This is a genomic window from Microbacterium sp. NPDC064942 (genome assembly GCF_049545525.1).
GTDB classification, from domain to species: domain Bacteria; phylum Actinomycetota; class Actinomycetes; order Actinomycetales; family Microbacteriaceae; genus Microbacterium; species Microbacterium gawkjiense.
The window spans coordinates 83,088-100,589 of the sequence record NZ_JBMWDR010000003.1 but is presented as its reverse complement, the minus strand read 5'-3'; the positions used below and the strand labels follow the sequence as shown (position 1 = coordinate 100,589).

At 71.2% G+C, this 17,502-nt stretch carries 18 protein-coding genes; 11 read left to right on the top strand and 7 right to left on the bottom strand.

What is annotated here, in order from left to right; all coding sequences use genetic code 11:
- Positions 1-4 precede the first annotated feature (4 nt).
- Positions 5-997 (top strand): XdhC family protein, encoded by a 993-nt coding sequence (locus ACPEH2_RS06815; RefSeq protein ID WP_423718500.1) that lies wholly within the window; start codon positions 5-7, stop codon positions 995-997.
- A complete protein-coding gene (locus ACPEH2_RS06810) occupies positions 997-1,569 on the top strand; it encodes a nucleotidyltransferase family protein (RefSeq protein WP_359919001.1) in 573 nt (190 codons plus the stop codon). Before ACPEH2_RS06815 ends, ACPEH2_RS06810 begins: the two co-directional genes overlap by 1 nt.
- On the opposite strand, the gene ACPEH2_RS06805 is transcribed toward ACPEH2_RS06810, so the two are convergent.
- Positions 1,556-2,470 carry a 2-hydroxyacid dehydrogenase gene (locus tag ACPEH2_RS06805; protein ID WP_423718499.1) on the bottom strand — a complete coding sequence of 305 codons (915 nt, stop codon included), beginning with the start codon at positions 2,468-2,470 and terminating at the stop codon, positions 1,556-1,558. The two genes, ACPEH2_RS06810 and ACPEH2_RS06805, sit on opposite strands and share 14 nt — an antisense overlap.
- Before the next feature lie 106 nt (positions 2,471-2,576).
- Here ACPEH2_RS06805 and ACPEH2_RS06800 point away from each other — a divergent pair, with 106 nt between their 5' ends.
- On the top strand, positions 2,577-3,008 hold the full coding sequence (locus ACPEH2_RS06800; protein WP_423718573.1) for a DUF1761 domain-containing protein: 432 nt from the start codon (positions 2,577-2,579) through the stop codon (positions 3,006-3,008).
- Positions 3,009-3,012: 4 nt separating this feature from the next.
- On the opposite strand, the gene purQ is transcribed toward ACPEH2_RS06800, so the two are convergent.
- Together purQ and purS are read right to left on the bottom strand one after the other, a co-directional pair.
- Entirely contained in the window at positions 3,013-3,720 is a 708-nt protein-coding gene (purQ, locus tag ACPEH2_RS06795; RefSeq protein ID WP_359918997.1) for a phosphoribosylformylglycinamidine synthase subunit PurQ, read from the bottom strand.
- Complete coding sequence (gene purS / locus ACPEH2_RS06790; protein WP_064003491.1) at positions 3,717-3,962, bottom strand: phosphoribosylformylglycinamidine synthase subunit PurS; 246 nt, start codon at positions 3,960-3,962, stop codon at positions 3,717-3,719. The genes purQ and purS overlap by 4 nt, the downstream gene beginning before the upstream one ends.
- Before the next feature lie 231 nt (positions 3,963-4,193).
- Between purS and ACPEH2_RS06785 the strand changes: the two genes are divergently transcribed.
- The 5 genes from ACPEH2_RS06785 (at position 4,194) to ACPEH2_RS06765 (ending at position 10,075) form a co-directional block, all read left to right on the top strand.
- Complete coding sequence (locus ACPEH2_RS06785) at positions 4,194-5,516, top strand: ABC transporter substrate-binding protein (RefSeq protein WP_064003492.1); 1,323 nt, start codon at positions 4,194-4,196, stop codon at positions 5,514-5,516.
- 69 nt (positions 5,517-5,585) lie between these two features.
- Positions 5,586-6,632 carry a carbohydrate ABC transporter permease gene (locus tag ACPEH2_RS06780; RefSeq protein ID WP_423718498.1) on the top strand — a complete coding sequence of 349 codons (1,047 nt, stop codon included), beginning with the start codon at positions 5,586-5,588 and terminating at the stop codon, positions 6,630-6,632.
- Positions 6,629-7,555, top strand: a complete 927-nt coding sequence (locus ACPEH2_RS06775) for a carbohydrate ABC transporter permease (protein WP_423718497.1) — start codon at positions 6,629-6,631, stop codon at positions 7,553-7,555. Before ACPEH2_RS06780 ends, ACPEH2_RS06775 begins: the two co-directional genes overlap by 4 nt.
- Positions 7,556-7,598: 43 nt before the next feature.
- Positions 7,599-9,044 (top strand): GH1 family beta-glucosidase, encoded by a 1,446-nt coding sequence (locus tag ACPEH2_RS06770; RefSeq protein WP_423718496.1) that lies wholly within the window; start codon positions 7,599-7,601, stop codon positions 9,042-9,044.
- Positions 9,041-10,075: a LacI family DNA-binding transcriptional regulator gene (locus ACPEH2_RS06765; RefSeq protein WP_423718495.1), complete on the top strand. Its 1,035-nt coding sequence runs from the start codon at positions 9,041-9,043 to the stop codon at positions 10,073-10,075. The genes ACPEH2_RS06770 and ACPEH2_RS06765 overlap by 4 nt, the downstream gene beginning before the upstream one ends.
- A gap of 6 nt (positions 10,076-10,081) precedes the next feature.
- On the opposite strand, the gene ACPEH2_RS06760 is transcribed toward ACPEH2_RS06765, so the two are convergent.
- The 3 genes from ACPEH2_RS06760 to ACPEH2_RS06750 form a co-directional block, all read right to left on the bottom strand.
- Positions 10,082-10,915 (bottom strand): VOC family protein, encoded by an 834-nt coding sequence (locus tag ACPEH2_RS06760; RefSeq protein ID WP_423718572.1) that lies wholly within the window; start codon positions 10,913-10,915, stop codon positions 10,082-10,084.
- A gap of 97 nt (positions 10,916-11,012) precedes the next feature.
- Positions 11,013-12,371 (bottom strand): uracil-xanthine permease family protein, encoded by a 1,359-nt coding sequence (locus tag ACPEH2_RS06755; protein WP_423718494.1) that lies wholly within the window; start codon positions 12,369-12,371, stop codon positions 11,013-11,015.
- Between the two features lie 78 nt (positions 12,372-12,449).
- Positions 12,450-13,400: a phosphoribosylaminoimidazolesuccinocarboxamide synthase gene (locus ACPEH2_RS06750; protein ID WP_423718493.1), complete on the bottom strand. Its 951-nt coding sequence runs from the start codon at positions 13,398-13,400 to the stop codon at positions 12,450-12,452.
- Positions 13,401-13,442: 42 nt separating this feature from the next.
- On the opposite strand from ACPEH2_RS06750, the gene ACPEH2_RS06745 reads away from it, so the two are divergent.
- The 3 genes from ACPEH2_RS06745 to ACPEH2_RS06735 all read left to right on the top strand — a co-directional run bounded on the left by ACPEH2_RS06745 (position 13,443) and on the right by ACPEH2_RS06735 (position 16,158).
- Entirely contained in the window at positions 13,443-13,985 is a 543-nt protein-coding gene (locus ACPEH2_RS06745) for a hypothetical protein (RefSeq protein ID WP_366213457.1), read from the top strand.
- Between the two features lie 101 nt (positions 13,986-14,086).
- On the top strand, positions 14,087-14,671 hold the full coding sequence (locus ACPEH2_RS06740; RefSeq protein ID WP_423718492.1) for a PadR family transcriptional regulator: 585 nt from the start codon (positions 14,087-14,089) through the stop codon (positions 14,669-14,671).
- Positions 14,668-16,158 (top strand): DHA2 family efflux MFS transporter permease subunit, encoded by a 1,491-nt coding sequence (locus ACPEH2_RS06735; protein ID WP_423718491.1) that lies wholly within the window; start codon positions 14,668-14,670, stop codon positions 16,156-16,158. Before ACPEH2_RS06740 ends, ACPEH2_RS06735 begins: the two co-directional genes overlap by 4 nt.
- A gap of 28 nt (positions 16,159-16,186) precedes the next feature.
- Here the strand turns inward: ACPEH2_RS06735 and purD are convergent, their stop codons facing one another.
- Positions 16,187-17,458: a phosphoribosylamine--glycine ligase gene (gene purD / locus ACPEH2_RS06730; RefSeq protein WP_423718490.1), complete on the bottom strand. Its 1,272-nt coding sequence runs from the start codon at positions 17,456-17,458 to the stop codon at positions 16,187-16,189.
- Between the last annotated feature and the right edge of the window lie 44 nt (positions 17,459-17,502).

The following is a 17,502-nucleotide window of genomic DNA, read 5'->3' as shown; positions in this document are numbered from 1 at the left end:
CCGGATGCAGGAGATCCTCGAAGCCGCCGCCGACTGGGCGCGCGCGGGGCGTGCGTTCGCCGTCGCGACGGTGATCGCGGTGGCGGGCAGCGCGCCGCGCGAGATCGGGGCGAGCATGGTTGTCTCGGCCGACGGCGACCTGTTCGGCAACGTCTCGGCGGGCTGCGTCGAGGGCGCCGTCTACGGCACCGCGCTCGAGGTCATCGCTGACGGAGCGCCCGTCGTGGAGCGCTTCGGCTACGGCGACGCCGATGCGATCGAGATCGGGCTCACGTGCGGCGGCGTCGTCGAGGTGCTCGTGCGCCGCATCCTTCCCGGCTCGGCGGAGGCCCGCGAGCTCATCCTGCTCGCGGAGCGGGATGCCGCCGGCAATCCCACCCGGTTCGACCTCGCCGTCTCGGGGGCGCACCTCGGGCACGGCCGCATCGTCGACGTCGACTCGGCGCCCGATCCGACGGCCCTGTCGGTCGTGGTGGGAGCGCAGCCGCGGCTGATCGTCGTCGGCGCCGTCGAGTTCGCCGTCGCCCTCACGCGCCTGGGTGTCGCCGCGGGCATGCGGGTCACCGTCGTCGACGGGCGCGCCGTCTTCGCGACCGCCGCCCGCTTCCCCGGGGCGGAGGTCGTCGTCGACCGTCCCGGCCGCTACCTCGCGGCGCAGCGCCTCGTCCCGCGCGACGCGGTCTGCGTGCTCAGCCACGACCCCAAGTTCGACGTCCCCGCCCTCCAGGCCGCCCTCGCCTCCGCGGCCGGCTACGTCGGGGCGATGGGGAGCCGGCGCACGCACGACGACCGTGCTCGACGCCTCCGCGAGGCAGGCGTCCGGGACGACGCGCTCGCGAGGCTGCGCTCTCCCCTGGGACTCGACCTCGGCGGCCGGACGCCGGCCGAGACCGCGCTGTCGATCCTCGCCGAGATCGTCGCCGACCGGCACGGAGCCAGCGGGATGCGGTTGACCGAGCGCTCCGGGCCGGTCCACGCCGGGACGGTCGTGTCCTGATGCGGGTGCGGGGCGTCGTCCTCGCCGCCGGCGCCGGCACGCGCTACGGGCATCCCAAGGTGCTGGCCCGCACCGACGACGGCACCCCGTGGGTGACCCGCGTCGCCGAGGCGCTCGCCGCCGGCGGCTGCGACGAGGTCGGCGTCCTGCTGGGAGCACGCGCCGAGGAGGCCCTTCCGTTGGTGCCGCGTCGGTGCGACGTCACCGTCGTCCCCGACTGGCGACGCGGTGTCTCGGCCACCGTGCGGCGGGCCCTCGCGGCGGCGGCGGACTCGACGGCCGATGCGCTGCTGGTCGTTCCCGTCGATGTGCCGGGGCTCCCGGCATCCGTCTGTCGCCGCATCGTCGCGTCGGCGATCGGACCGGCCGCGCTCGTCCGAGCCGGATTCGACGGGATGCCGGGGCACCCCGTGCTGATCGGGCGCGACCACTGGGCTGAGCTCGCCGCCGCAGTGACGGGTGACCGCGGCGCCGGACCCCTCCTCGCGGCGCGCGGGGCGCTCGTCGTGGAGTGCGGTGACCTGTGGGACGGCGCCGACACCGACCTTCCGCAGCCGATCAGCCGCCGATGACGATGTTCTCCGGCCGCTCGCCGGCCAGGACGTGGGCGATCTGACGCCGGAGGAGCGCGACCATCCGGGGCCGCATGGCGCTGCTCGCCCCGCCGACGTGCGGCGAGATCAGCACCCCGTCGTTCCGCCACAGGGGGTGGTCCGCGGGCAGCGGCTCGGGGTCGGTGACGTCGAGCGCGGCGCGGATGCGCCCGGCCGCGGTGTGGCGCACCAGTGCGTCGGTGTCGATGAGCGGGCCGCGGCCGACGTTGACGACGAGCGCGCCGTCGGGCAGGGCGGCGAGCTCTGCGTCGCCGACGATGTGCCGCGTCGCATCGCCGCCGGGGAGGGACACGATCATGATGTCGGTCGTCGGCAGGAGGTCCCCCAGCTCGTCGATGCCGTGCACGTGGACGCCGTCCTCGTCGCGGGCCCGTGAGGCGACCGGGACGATCTCGACCTCGAACGGGGCGAGTCGGGCGGCGATCGCGGTGCCGACGCCGCCGTAGCCGAGGAGCAGGACGCGGCGGTCGGCGAGGCTGTCGGTGAGGACGGGGTTCCACCGGCCCTCTCGCCCGTCGACGGCGAACCTGTCGATGCGACGCTGCGACGCGAGCACCAGACCCACCGCGAGTTCGGCCGTGGAGGTCTCGTGCACCGTGGTGGCGTTGGCGAAGACGGTGCCGGGCGGGAGCTTGTCGGCGATGCCCTCATAGCCGATCGCCTGTCCCTGCACGAGGCCGATCTCGACGCCGGCCAGACGATCGAAGGTGACGTCCGACATGTAGGGCGGCACGACGATGTCGATCCGTGGGCGCGGCGCGGGGGTGTCCATCGCCCAGACGATCACCTCGACGCCGTCGGGCACGGGGGCGAGGTCCGCGGCGAGACCCGCGGTCGGGACGGTCACGACGAGGGTCATCCCCTCACGCTACCTTCGGTCCGACACGGACGCCGTGGCATCTCGCGCGGGCGCCCGCGCGGCGCTCCTGTCGCCTCACATCGACCGTCGTCCTCAGGAGGTCCCCGTGGTCCCCGAGATCAACTACTGGAGCGTCATCCTCGCCACCGTCTCGACCATGATCGTCGGGTCGATCTGGTACGCCCCGAAGGTCTTCGGGACGCGATGGGCGCGCCTGGCGGGTGTCGACATGGATCGTCCCGCCGCCTCGGCCACCGTCGCCATCGTGGTGACGGTCTTCGTCAGCTTCGCCTCCGCGTGGGTGCTCGCGGGAGCCACGACGATCGCCTGGCACTTCTACGAGGGGTCGTATCTGTGGGCGGCGATCGTGACCGGCATCCTGCTGTGGGCGGGGTTCACGGCATCCCGGTTCATCACGCACGACGCCTTCGAGGGGCGGCCGTCCTCGCTCACGGTGATGAACATCGGGCACGAGCTCGTCACGGTCCTCGTCATGGCCGTGATCATCGGCGTCTGGCCCCCGGCGGGGACCGTCTGACGGCTCAGGCGGCGGAGTGCACGACCGCGGAGACCGCCGCGGTGAAGAAGCGCAGACCGTCGACGCCCGACCGCATCGCGGCGGGGGTGTCGGGACCGAAGCCCGGCTCGATCGCGTGCTCGGGGTGGGGCATGAGACCCACGACGTTGCCGCCCTCGTTCGTCAGGCCCGCGATGTCGTCGATCGACCCGTTCGGGTTGACGCCGGCGTAGCGGAACGCGACGAGGTTCTCGCCCTGGATCCGCTTGAGCGTCTCGTCGGAGGCGATGTAGCCGCCGTCGGCGTTCTTGAGCGGGATGACGATCTCCTGCCCGCGGCGGAACTCGTTCGTCCACGCGGTGTCGGCGTTCTCGACGACGAGCCGCTGGTCGCGGCGGATGAACTGCTGGTGGGCGTTGCGGATCAGTCCGCCCGGCAGCAGGTGCGCCTCGACGAGCATCTGGAAGCCGTTGCAGATGCCGAGGATGGGCATGCCCTTCGCCGCGGCATCCTTCACCTCGGACATGATCGGCGCGAGCGCGGCGATCGCGCCGGCGCGCAGGTAGTCGCCGTAGCTGAACCCGCCCGGCAGGACGAGGGCGTCGACGCCGTCGAGATCGTGCGAGCCGTGCCAGAGGGCGACGGGCTCGGCGCCGGCGAGACGCACGGCGCGGCGCGCGTCGCCGTCGTCGAGCGAGCCGGGGAAGGTGATGACCCCGACGCGGACGGTCACTCGACGACCTCGATGCCCACGACGTCCTCGATGACCGAGTTCGACAGGATCTCGTCGGCGATGGTCTTGACGGCGGCGAGGGTCTGCTCGTCGGCGCTGTCGACCGTGAGCTCGAACCGCTTGCCGATGCGGACGTCGCCGAATCCGGCGTGACCGAGGCGCTGCAGGGCGCCGGCGACGGCCTTCCCCTGCGGGTCCAGGAGCTCGGCCTTGGGCATGACGTCGACGACGATGGTGGGCATCAGAAAGCTCCGGGATGTCGCGGGCAGGGTGCGCGACCAGTCTAGAGCCCGCGCCGCGCCGCCGTTGCGCTCCACCGCGGCCGTCCGTGACCAAACCGTGACTCCCGCCGTGGGAGCGCTCCCTTGACAGTCGTGGGAGCGATCCCATAACGTCTCCCACAACCCGATGAGAGCGCTCCCAAAGGCGGAGTACGGCACCTGGCTCTCGTCCACACCACGAAGGAGTGTCCTGTGAACTCACGCGTTCTGCGACGCGTCGGAATCATCGCCGGCGCGGCCGCATCGTCCGCTCTCGTCCTGGCCGGCTGCTCGGCCGGCGGTACCGGCGGCACCGGCAGCGGCGGTGGCGGCGACGACGTCACCCTCACCATCACCACCTTCGGCACCTTCGGCTACGAGGACCTCTACAAGGAGTACGAAGAGGCCAACCCGGGCGTGAAGATCGAAGCCACCAACATCGACACCGGCGGCAACGCGCGCACCGACCTCTTCACGAAGATCGGCGCCGGCGGGCTCTCCGACATCGTGGCGATCGAGGAGGGCTGGCTCGGCGCGATCATGGAGGAGGGTGTCGTCGAGAACTTCGCCGACCTGCGCGACTACGGCATCGAGGACCGCAAGGCCGACTGGGTCGATTGGAAGTACGAGACCGCCACGGCACCCGACGGTCGTGTCATTGGCTACGGCACCGACATCGGCCCGAGCGGCATCTGCTACAACGCCCCGGCGTTCGAGGCGGCCGGCCTGCCGACCGACCGCGAGAGTGTCGCCGAGCTGCTCGACGGCGACTGGGAGAACTACTTCGAGATCGGCCAGAAGTACACCGACGACACCGGCAAGGGGTGGTACGACCACTCCGGCTTCGTCTGGAACGCCATGGTCAACCAGCTCGACGAGGGTTACTACACCGCCGACGGGACGCTCAACGTCGAAGGCAACGCCGAGCTCAAGCGGCGCTTCGAGCTCCTCGGCGCCGCCACCGAGGGTGGCCAGTCCGCCGCGCAGGCGGCGTGGGACTGGAACGGCAACAAGTCGTTCGTCGACGGGACGTTCGCGACCTTCGTCTGCCCGGGATGGATGCTGGGCATCGTCAAGGAGCGCGTCGAGAGCGCGGGCGGGGACGCCTCCACCGGGTGGGACTTCGCGGATGTCTTCCCCGGCGGCGCAGCCAACTGGGGCGGCGCGTGGCTGTCGGTCTCCGAGACCTCGGAGCACAAGGAAGCGGCGGCGAAGCTCGCCGACTGGCTGACGCAGCCCGAGCAGCAGGTCAAGCAGTCGGCGGCTGCGGGCAACTTCCCGTCGACCATCGAGGCACAGGAGAGCCTCGCGAGCGACGCGACGCCCAACGAGTTCTTCAATGACGCCCCGACCGGCGCGATCCTCGCCGAGCGCGCGAAGGGTGTCGTCGCCCAGTACAAGGGACCGGACGACTCGGTGATCCAGGAGAACGTCTTCGGGCCCGCGCTGAGCGCGCTGGACCGGGGAGAGGTCGACACCGCCGGCGCGTGGGACAAGGCACTCGCGGAGCTGGCCAAGCAGGTCGAGTCCGACTAGGACCTCCCGCACGGGTCACCGGCATCGCCGGTGACCCGTGCACCATCCCGGCGCACACGAGAGGACACCATGACCACCACCGCTTCGCCGCAGCCTCGCGTGCGCCCGGAGGCCCCGACCGACGGCGCAGCTCGACCGCCGCGCCTCAGCGCACGCCAGCGCCTTTCGCGATTCGCGTATCGCGGTTCGCCGTACGCCTACATCGCCCCGTTCTTCCTCCTCTTCGCCCTCGTCGGTCTTTTCCCGCTGCTGTACACGGTCAACGTCTCGTTGTTCGACTGGGATCTGCTGAGCGGTCAGGACGAGTTCGTCGGCGCGGGCAACTTCGTGAGCGTGCTCCAGGACGACTCGTTCTGGAAGTCCATCGGCAACACCTTGAGCATCTTCCTGCTCTCGGCCATCCCGCAGCTCTCCGTGGCGCTCCTGGTGGCCTACCTCCTGGACCGCGGTCTGCGTGCGCCGACCTTCTGGCGGATGAGCGTCCTCATCCCCTTCGTGGTCACCCCCGTCGCCACCGCGTTGATCTTCTCCAGCGCCTTCAACGAGGCCGACGGCCTCGTCAACAACGTGCTGAACCTCGTCGGCATCCCCGACCAGGAGTGGAAGCACGACACGTTCCTCAGCCACATCGCGATCGCCACGATGGTCAACTTCCGGTGGACGGGATACAACGCCCTCATCCTCCTCGCGGCCATGCAGGCGGTGCCGCGCGACCTCTACGAGTCGGCCGCCATCGACGGTGCGGGACCCGCGCGCCGGTTCTTCTCGATCACGATCCCCTCGATCCGACCGACGCTCATTTTCGTCATCATCACCGCGACGATCGGCGGTCTGCAGATCTTCGCGGAGCCCCGGCTGTTCGACGTGTCGACCGCCGGCGGCACCGGCGGCAGCGACCGGCAGTTCCAGACGACGGTCCTCTACCTCTGGGAGCTGGCGTTCTTCCGCCGCGATCTCGGCGAAGGCTCGGCCGTCGCCATCCTCCTGTTCGTCCTCATCGTCGGGATCGGCCTCATCAACTTCCTCTTCTCGCGCGGCATCGCCGGCGGCGCGGAGCGTGCCGACCGCAAGGCGCGCCGCGCGCGTCGTTCCGACTTCACGAAAGGCACCCGATGACCACCGCGATCCCGGCACCGCTGCCCGTCCAGCAGGTCGACGTCGTCGAGCCCGAGCGTCCGCGCCGCGGCGGCCGTCGACGTCCCCGCGAGAGCGGGCCGGCCGGCATCGGCAGCCGCCCCGGCTTCCTGACCTACGGACTGCTGACCGCCTTCGTCGTCGGCAGCGTCTACCCGATGTGGTGGTCGTTCGTCGTCGGCAGCGGCACCAACGCCACGCGGGCGGAGACGCTTCCGCTCATCCCGGGCGGCAACTTCCTGGCGAACGCCATGAAGGTCCTCGACGCCATCCCGTTCTGGGTCGCCCTGGGTAACTCGGTCCTCATCTCGTCGATCATCACGGTCTCAGTCGTGTCGTTCTCCACCCTCGCGGGCTACGCGTTCGCGAAGCTGCGGTTCAAGGGCCGCGACGGCCTCATGGTCTTCGTCGTCGCGACGATGGCGATCCCCACGCAGCTCGGCATCATCCCGCTGTTCATGCTGATGCGCGAGCTGGGCTGGACCGGCAGCATCGGGGCCGTCATCATCCCAACCCTCGTCACCGCGTTCGGTGTCTTCTTCATGCGGCAGTACCTCGTGGACGTCATCCCCGACGAACTCATCGAGGCCGCCCGCGTCGACGGTGCGGGGCAGTTCCGCACCTTCCTCACGGTGGGTGTGCCCGCGGCGCGACCGGCCATGGCGATCCTCGGCCTGTTCACGTTCATGACGGCATGGACCGACTTCCTGTGGCCTCTGCTGGTGCTCAAGCCGCAGAGCCCCACGCTGCAGACGGCGCTCAGCCAGCTGCAGTCGGGCTACTACGTCGACTACTCGATCGTCCTGACGGGCGCGATCCTGGCAACGCTCCCGCTCTTGGTGCTCTTCGTGGTCGCGGGCAAGCAGCTCATCAGCGGCATCATGGCCGGCGCGGTCAAGGGCTGACGGTCATCCGGTGAACGTCCTCGCGCAGGAGTACTCTGCCCCCGTGCCCGCCCCCCGCATCCGCCCCTTCCCGACCGGCTTCCTCTTCGGGGCGGCGACCGCCGCCTACCAGATCGAGGGCGCCGCCTTCGAGGACGGTCGCACCGCGTCGATCTGGGACGCCTTCAGCCGGGTGCCGGGGGCCGTCATCAACGCCGACAACGGCGACGTCGCGTGCGACCACTACCACCGCTACCGCGGCGACGTCGCGCTCATGAAGGAGCTGGGCCTCGACACCTACCGGTTCTCCACGTCGTGGTCGCGCGTGCGCCCCGACGGCGGCGCGGTGAACCCGAAGGGTATCGACTTCTACGAGCGTCTCGTCGACGAGCTGCTGGGTGCCGGCATCCGTCCCTGGCTCACGCTGTACCACTGGGACCTGCCGCAGGCGCTCGAGGAGCGGGGCGGGTGGACGGCGCGCGAGACCAGCGAGCGGTTCGCCGAATACGCCCTGTCGGTCCACGACGCACTCGGCGACCGCGTGACGGACTGGACGACGCTCAACGAGCCCTGGTGTTCGTCGTTCCTCAGCTACACCGGCGGCATCCACGCGCCCGGCCGGTTCAGCATCGCCGACGGGATGCTGGCCTCCCACCACCTGCTGCGCGGACACGGTCTCGTCGTCGAGGAACTGCGCCGTCGCGACCCCGCGCTGAACCTCGGCATCACCCTGAACCTGACGGTCGCCGAGGCGGCGGACCCCGCCAGACCCGAGGACGTGGATGCCGCGCGCCGGATCGACGGGCAGTTCAACCGCTGGTTCCTCGACCCGATCTTCCGCGGCGGCTACCCGGAGGACATCGTCGCCGACATCCGCGCCGTCGACGCGGACGCGGTCGCGCGCTTCGAGGCGGCGGTGCTGCCCGGCGACCTCGACACCATCTCCCGGCGGCTCGACGTGCTGGGCGTCAACTACTACCACGGCGAGTTCGTCGGCGGCACGGCCCCCGCGGATCCGCCGCTGCCCGGCGATGCCCCGACCGACCGCGCGGTCGGGTCGCCGTGGCCGGCGGGCGACGGCATCCACTGGTACGAGCGCGGACTGCCGCGGACGGTGATGCACTGGGAGGTGCAACCCGAGGCGTTGACGGTGCTGCTCGAGCGGGTCTGGGACGAGTACGCGAAGGATGCCGGGACAGCGCTGTTCGTGACCGAGAACGGCGCGGCCTACGACGACGAGGCGGTCGTGGACGACGGCACCGTGCGCGTGCACGATGCGGACCGGGTCGGGTTCCTGCGCGGCCACCTCACCGCGATCCTGGATGCCGCCGACGCCGGCGTCGACGTCCGCGGCTACTTCTACTGGTCGCTCATGGACAACTTCGAGTGGGCGTGGGGGTACGACAAGCGGTTCGGTCTCATCCGCGTCGATTACGCCACTCAGGAACGGACGTTCAAAGACAGCGCCCTGGAGTATCGTCGGGTCATCGCCGCCCGAGCGATGGAATGACTGCACTCCGCGAGGTGACCGTGTCCGATGTCCTCCACCCCCCGGTGACGATCGAAGAGGTCGCCTCGGCGGCGGGGGTGTCCCGCTCCACGGTCTCGCGCGTCGTGAACGGTTCGACCGCCGTCAGCCCCGCCGCGCTCGCCGCCGTCCGCCGCGCGATCGATGAGCTCAACTACGTTCCCAACCGCGCTGCGCGGTCCCTCGCCAGCCGCGCGACGATGGCCATCGCGCTCGTCGTCCCGGAGGACACCACCCGCTTCTTCGGCGACCCGTTCTTCGCGGCGATCGTCAGCGGGATCAACAAGCGGATCTCGAAGTCCGAGTACGTCCTGAACCTGATCATCGCCAGCGACGATCCGAACGACAAGGCGACGGAGTACCTGCGCAGCGGAGCGGTCGACGGTGCGATCATCGTGTCGCACCACACGAGCGACGCGTTCATCGACCGCATCGCCGCCGCGATGCCCGTCGTGTTCGGCGGGCGACCCGTGCGCCAGCGCGAACGCGATTACTACGTCGACGTGGACAACGTCGAGGGCGGCCGTGTCGCGACGCAGCATCTTCTCGACCGGGGTCGGCGCAGGCTCGCCATGGTCACGGGCCCGACGACGATGCCGGGCGGCATCGACCGGCTGACCGGATTCCACGAGGCGCTGGACGCTGCGGGCCTGTCGCCCGTCGCGGTGGAAGACGGCGATTTCACCGCCGCGGGCGGCGCCGCCGCGGTCACGCGGATCCTCCGGTCGGGTGCCGAGTTCGACGGACTGTTCGTCGCGAGCGACCTGATGGCGGGAGCCGTCCTGACCGAGCTGACGCGCGCCGGCATCCGCGTCCCCGAGGACGTCGCGATCGTCGGCTACGACGATTCCCCTGTCGCCACGTCGGTCTCGCCCGCGTTGACGACGGTGCGTCAGCCGTCGCTCGAGCAGGGCGAGGTGATGGCGGACATCCTCCTCACCCTCTTGTCGGGCGGATACCCGCCGCGCGAGACGCTGCTCGACACGCAGCTGATCGTCCGCGAGTCCGCCTGACGCGGCTCACGTGACGGCGGTCGCGTGCAGCGTGTTGCGCCACGGGTCGGTGAAGGTCACCGTCCGACCGTCGTCGGCCACCTGCACGCCGTGGTGCCGCAGGCGTTCGCTCAGTTCGCCGAGACCGTCGCGGTCGGGCAGGGCGAGGTCGACGCGGCCGAGGCCGAGCGCGGGCATGCGCGGCCCCGCGCCGCGCGAGTTCCAGACGTTCATCGCCATGTGGTGGTGGTAGCCGCCCGCACTCACGAACAGGGCGGAACCGCTGAGCTCCGCAGTGACATCGAACCCGAGCGTGTCGACGTAGAAGGAGCGGGCGGTCTCGACATCTCCCACCGACAGGTGGACGTGACCGACGGATGCCGCCTCGTCGGCGGTCGCGCCCGCGGCGGCGGCGTCGGTCAGGTGCTCGCGGATGAAGGCGTTCGGGTCGAGGAAGAGCGTCGCCATCTCCACCCGTCCGTGCGTCCACGACCAGGCGCTCCGGTCGCGGTCCCAGTAGAGCTCGATGCCGTTGCCCTCGGGGTCGGTGGCGTAGAAGGCCTGGCTCACGAGGTGGTCGGCGCTGCCCGTGAAGGTCTGGGGCGCATGGCGTGCGAGGGAGTACAGGGCCGCCGCGAGCGCCGTTTGCGATTCGAAGAGGATCGCGGTGTGGAACAGTCCCGCGGAACCTGCGGGGGCGTGGCGCAGCGACCGATCGGCTCGGAGCACGACGATCGGGCGGTTCGCGCGACCGAGCGTCACCGTGTCGCCCTCCGCATCGAGCACCTGCAGTGTGATGACGTCGCGGTAGAACCGGGTCATCCCGTCGAGGTCTCCGACCAGGAGCGTCACCGCGCCCATCGAGGTCGCGGGCGCGAGACGGTCCGGCGTAGGCGTATTCACATGAATCGGTAACGCCGCCGCTTCCCGTTTGTTCCCACGCGCGCGGCGCCGGAACTCAGTCCGGGTCGCCGCCCAGCTGACCGATCGGGACGATCGGGCCCCCGTCATCCGCCCCCGTCTTGCGCGCCCGGGCGATGGCGTTGCCGCCGTGGTAGATCGCGAGCGCGGCGAGGGTGCCGAGGACGATGCCGCCGAACTGCAGCTGGCCGAGGTCCATCGTGAAGTTCGCGATCGCGACGACGAAGGCGACCGCGACCGTGTACTGGTTGACCGGGCGGGAGAAGTCGACCTGGTTGTCGACCCAGATCTTGATGCCGATGACGCCGATGAGGCCGTAGAGGGCGGTCGTCACCCCGCCGATCACGCCGCTCGGGATCGTGAAGAGCACGGCGCCCACGACGGGCGAGAACGACAGCAGCACCGCGATGATGCCCGCCACCCAGTACGCCGCCGTGGAGTAGATGCGGGTGGCCGCCATGACGCCGATGTTCTCGCCGTAGGTCGTCGTGCCCGAGCCGCCGAACGCGCCGGCGAGGGTCGTCGCGAGTCCGTCGGCGACGAGGGCGCGACCGGTCCGCGTGTTGACGGTGGGGTCGCCGGTCATGGTCGCGACGCCGCGGACGTGTCCGACGTTCTCGGCCACGAGCACCAGCACCACCGGCAGGAACATCGGGAGCAGGCCCCACGCGATCGGGTCGCCGAAGGACGGCAGGTGGAAGGCGGGCAACCCGAACCACGCGCGGTCCTCGATGAGCTTCGCCACGCCGGTGAAGTCGACCCGCCCCATGATCAGCGCGGCGATGTAGCCGACGACGACGCCGAGGAAGATCGAGACGCGCCCGAGGATGCCGCGGAACAGCACCGCGAACAGGATGCACGCGACGAGCGTGATCGTCGCGAGCACCGCGTCGGTCGTGAAGTTGTTCCAGGCGGCGGGTGCCAGGTTCAGGCCGATGAGAGCGACGATCGCTCCCGACACGACCGGCGGCATGAGCTTCTCGAGCCAGCGCGTCCCCGTCGCCTGCACGAGGAAGCCGATGCCGGCGAGCAGGAGGCCGGCGACGAACACGCCGACGAGCGCCTGCCCGATCTGCTCGGGGCTGTCGAGCGGCTTGCCCTCGCCCGGCCCGAAGGCGGTGATCGGCGCGATGAACGCGAACGACGACCCGAGGTAGCTGGGGAGGCGGTTCCGGGTGAGGAGCAGGAAGAGGAGAGTGCCGAGGCCCGAGAAGAGCAGCGTCGTGCTGACGGGGAACCCGGTGAGCAGGGGCACGAGGAACGTCGCGCCGAACATCGCGACGACGTGCTGGGCGCCGATGGCGATCGTGGTGCCCCAGCCGAGGCGCTCGCGGGGGGTGACGACGGCACCGGGGGCGACGCGACGGCCGTCGCCGTGGAGGGTCCAAATGGGCATGCGCGTACTCCTCGGGTAATGGGGGATGCCTGGCGTCAGGCTACCTGGGAGCCGGCTGAGTGCGTGGGAGCGACGCCGTCAGGACGTGAGGCGTGCGAGGAGCTCGCGGTACTTCGCCGCCGTCTGGGCGACGATCTCGTCGGGGACGACGGGCGGCGTGCCCTGCTTGTCCTCCCCACGCCCACTCGACGCATCGCTATTGCGCTGCGCCGAGCCTCCGGGCGCGTGGGCCCAATGCGCCGCCAGCCAGTCGCGCACGATCTGCTTGTCGAAGCTCGCCATGCGCGCGGCGGGGGTCTCGGCGGTGCGCCAGGTCTCGGCATCCCAGTACCGCGACGAGTCACTTGTGAGCACCTCGTCGGCGAGGGTGAGGACGCCGTCGGCGTCGAGGCCGAACTCGAACTTCGTGTCGGCCAGGATCAGCCCCTTCGCCTCGGCGAGGGCGGCGGCGCGGCGGTAGATCTCGAGCGACGCGTCGCGCAGCTCGGCCGCGCGCTCGGCGCCGACGAGCTCGACGGTGCGCTCGAAGGAGATGTTCTCGTCGTGCTCGCCGAGCGGGGCCTTGTAGGCCGGGGTGAAGATCGGTTCCGGCAGGCGGTCGCCGTTGCCGAGGCCGGTGGGGAGGGGGATGCCGCAGACCGTGCCGTCCGCCTGGTACTCGACCCATCCCGAGCCGGTCAGGTAGCCGCGGACGACGCACTCGACGGGCAGCATGTCAAGCGAACGGACGACCATGCCGCGCCCGTCGGTCGCGGCCGGCGGCGTCTGGCCGGGGAGGAGGTGGTTGGCGATCGCGCGGCCGCCGTCGGCACCGGCGAGCTGCTCGAACCACCACAGCGACAGCGCGGTGAGGAGGGCGCCCTTGCCGGGGATCGCCGGCTCGAGCACGTGGTCGAACGCGCTGACACGGTCGCTGGCGACCACGAGCAGTCGGCCGTCATCGGCGCCGTCGGAGGGCCGGTAGAGGTCGCGGACCTTGCCCGAGTACACGTGGGTCCATCCGGGCAGGGGGGTCGCGGCATCCGTCACCAGCCCATTATGGCGGGAGCGCGGAACGCGTACCGTGGCGGGATGCGTCGCCCCCTGCTCGCCCTGACCGCCCTCGCGGTGTCGCTCGGACTGAGCGGCTGCGTCTCGACGGCCGCGGTCGATGACGCCGCGCCGACGCCGTCGTCGTCCCCGACCAGGTCGGCCGAGGCCGCGCCGACCCCGACCCCCACTTCGACGCCCGAATCCGAAGAATCGGTGGACCCCTCGTACGCCGTCCCCGAGCAGGACCCGCTCGAGGCCTCGCGCCTGGTGTTCGAGAGCGATGCCGTCGGCGTCGACCCCGTGACGGTCGTGAGCGTGTCGAGCAGTGCGGTGAGGGACCAGGACTACGTGCTCGACTTCGACTGCGTCCCGCGGGACGCCACCATCACGCTGTCCCTGTCGCCGGCCGTGGGCGAGGACGACCCTCCCGTGAACTTCTCCGGGCCCATCGCCCTCACGCAGGGGTGCAGCGGGCCGGGTCGGACGACCGGGATCCGTGTCGACCGGATGGTCGGCGTGCAGATCTCGATGACGGGCGACGAGGTGTCGCGCGCGTGGGCGGTGCTGCGTCCCGACCAGTGATCCCGGTGTCGTCGGACCGGCATATAGTCCACATGGACTAATTCATCGGGAGGCTCCATGGCGCACGGCACGGCACGGCGACGCTCACGCCGACCGCCGTCATGCTCCTCGCGCTGCTGCACGAGGACGACATGCACGCGTACGAGATGGTGCGCCTGCTGCGCGAGCGCCGCGCCGACCGGCTGATCGCCCTCACCCACGGCACGATCTACCACACGGTGGCCCGCCTCGAACGGCAGGGTCGCATCGTCGAGGTCGGCAGCGGCCGCGACGGCAACCGCCCCGAGCGCACGACGTATGCGTTGACGGATGCCGGTGCCGCCGACCTCCTCGCCTGGATCCGCCGCGAGCTCGTGTCGGTCGACGACCCGGGCCGCTTCCGCATCGCCCTGACCGAAGCGCACAACCTGCCCCGCGACGAGGTGCTCGCGCTCCTCTCCCAGCGTCGGGAGCTGCTCGCGGCATCCCTGGACGCCCATCGGAGCGCCCGCGATCGCGCGATCGCGCACGGATCGCACCCCCAGTTCCTGATCGAGGTGCACCGCCAGGCGGCGCTCCTCGACGCCGACATCGCCTGGCTCGACGAAGCGGTCGAGTTCATCCGTCGTCCCGACACCGTCTGGGGTGTCGTCGACATCCCCGCCACCGACCGCTATCTGGCACAGAGAGAAGCCGCACGCGCATGAGCGAGAGCACGTCCACCGTCCGCGCCCCTAGCGCACCCGCCGCCCCCACGAACCCGTGGCCCGCGCTCTGGGCGCTCGTCATCGGGTTCTTCATGATCCTCGTCGACACGACGATCGTCTCGGTCGCGAACCCCGCCATCAAGGCTGCCCTCGACCCGACCACGAGCAACCTCGACAACGTCGTGTGGGTCACGTCCGCCTACCTGCTGACCTACGCCGTGCCGCTGCTGGTCACCGGCCGTCTCGGCGACCGGTTCGGGCCCAAGAACATGTACCTGATCGGCCTCGCGATCTTCACTCTCGCGTCGCTCGCGTGCGGACTCTCGGGCTCGCTCATGGCCCTGATCATCGCGCGCGCCGCGCAGGGCCTCGGCGCCGCGTTGATGACGCCGCAGACGATGGCGGTCATCACCCGGACCTTCCCCGCCGAGCGCCGCGGCGCCGCGATGGGCCTGTGGGGCGCGACCGCCGGTGTCGCCACCCTCGTCGGTCCGCTCGCGGGCGGCCTGCTCGTCGACGGCTTCGGGTGGGAGTGGATCTTCTTCGTGAACATCCCCGTGGGCGTCGTCGCCTTCGTGCTCGCTTGGCGGCTCGTGCCGCAGCTCGAGACGCACCCGCACCGGTTCGACGTCCTCGGCGTCGTGCTGAGTGCGGTCGCCCTCTTCCTCATCGTCTTCGGCCTGCAGGAGGGCGAGCACTACGACTGGGCCGCGTGGGTGTGGGCGATGATCGCCGCCGGCGTCGTCGTCCTCGCGATCTTCATCTGGACGCAGGGCCGCACGAAGAGCGTGCCGCTCGTGCCGCTCCGGCTCTTCCGCGACCGCAATTTCGCGATCTCCAACCTCGCGATCGCCGCCGTCGGCTTCACCGTGACGAGCATGGCGCTGCCGATGGCGTTCTTCACCCAGCTCGCGCGCGGGCTGACGCCGACCGAGTCGGCCCTGCTCCTCATTCCGATGGCGGTGCTCTCGGGTGTGCTCGCCCCCTTCGCGGGCCGCATCCTCGACCGCGTCGACCCCCGCGTGCTGCTGGTCCCCGGACTGACGCTGATGGCTGCGGGGCTCGCCGGGTACTCCCTGCTCATGAACACCGAGGCGCCGATCCTCCTGCTGCTGATCCCGTCGGCGGTCATCGGTGTCGCCAACGCGGGTATGTGGGGACCGCTCGCGACGACCGCTACGCGCAACCTGCCGCCGCAGCAGGCGGGTGCCGGATCGGGCATCTACAACACGACCCGGACGATCGGGTCGGTCATCGGTTCCGCGGCCATCGCCTCCGTCATGCAGTCGCGCCTCGAGGCGAACCTGCCGGGTGCCGGCGACGCGACGGGCGGGGACTTCGGCGGCGGTGGCGGGATGCCTCCCGTCGTCGCCGAGGGGTTCTCCGCCGCGATGGCTCAAGCGATGCTCCTGCCCGCTGCCGTGATCGCGCTCGGCGTCGTGCTCGTGCTGTTCCTGCGCCGCCCCGCGCACCTCGCGCAGCGCTGAGCGCAGCGCTCGGTGGCGCGCGCGGGGTTCAGCCCGCGGCGCGGGCGGCGATGTCGCGGCGGTAGTGCCCGCCCTCGAGGGTGATGCGCTCGAGGGCGGTGTACGCCCGCTCGCGCGCGTCGGCGAGGTCGGCGCCCACCGCGACGACGTTGAGCACGCGCCCGCCGGTGGCGACGAGCGCACCGTCGGCGGTGGCGGTCGCAGCATGGGCCAGGTGCACGCCGTCGACGGATGCCGCGGCATCCGTCCCCTCAATGGCGCGGCCGGTCTGCGGCGCCTCCGGGTATCCCTCGCTCGCGAGGACGACGGTGACGGCGGCCTCGGGGGAGAACTCGGGGGCCGGCTCGGACTCGAGCGTGCCGCTGGCCGCCGCCAGCAGCAGGCGTGACAGCGGGCTGCGCAGACGCGCCAGGACGACCTGCGTCTCGGGGTCGCCGAAGCGGGCGTTGAACTCGATCACCTTGACGCCGGACTCGGTGAGGATGAGGCCCGCGTAGAGCAGCCCGATGAACGGGGTGCCCTCGGCATCCAGCTGCCGGATGACGGGCTCGGCCACCTCGGCGGTCACCTGCGCGACGAACGCGTCTTCGCCGCCGAAGCGCTCGCCGAGCCAGGGGAGCGGCGAGTAGGCGCCCATCCCGCCTGTGTTCGGGCCCTCGTCGCCGTCGTACGCGCGCTTGAAGTCCTGCGCAGGGCTGAGCGCCCGCACGATGTCGCCGTCGGAGACGAAGAAGAGCGAGACCTCGGGGCCGGCGAGGAACTCCTCCACCAGGACGGGACCGCTCGGCAAGTAGGTGTCGGCGTGCGCGAGCGCCGCGTCGCGGTCGGACGTGACGATGACGCCCTTGCCGGCAGCGAGACCGTCGGCCTTCACGACGTAGGGGGCGCCGAACTCGTCGATCGCCGCGGCGACCTCGTCGCGGGTGTGTGCGCGCGCCGCGCGACCGGTCGGGACGCCCGCGGCATCCATGATCCGCTTCGCGAACGCCTTCGAGCCCTCGAGCTGCGCGGCGGCCTCGCCGGGACCGAAGACGGGGATGCCGCGCTCACGCAGCGCGTCGGCGACGCCGGCGACGAGGGGGGCTTCGGGGCCGATGACGACGAGGTCGATCGCCGCCTCGTTCGCGTAGCCGGTGACGGCCGCGGGGTCGTTCTGATCGAGCCCGGGGACGATCCTCGCGTCGGCGGCGATGCCGGCGTTGCCGGGGGCCGCGAAGATCTCGTGCCCGGCGCCTTCGGCGGCGAGGGCGAGGATGATGGCGTGCTCGCGCGCGCCCGAGCCGAGGACCAGGATCTTCACCCCGCCAGCCTACCGACCGGCCTGCGCGCGTTACGGTGGCTGCC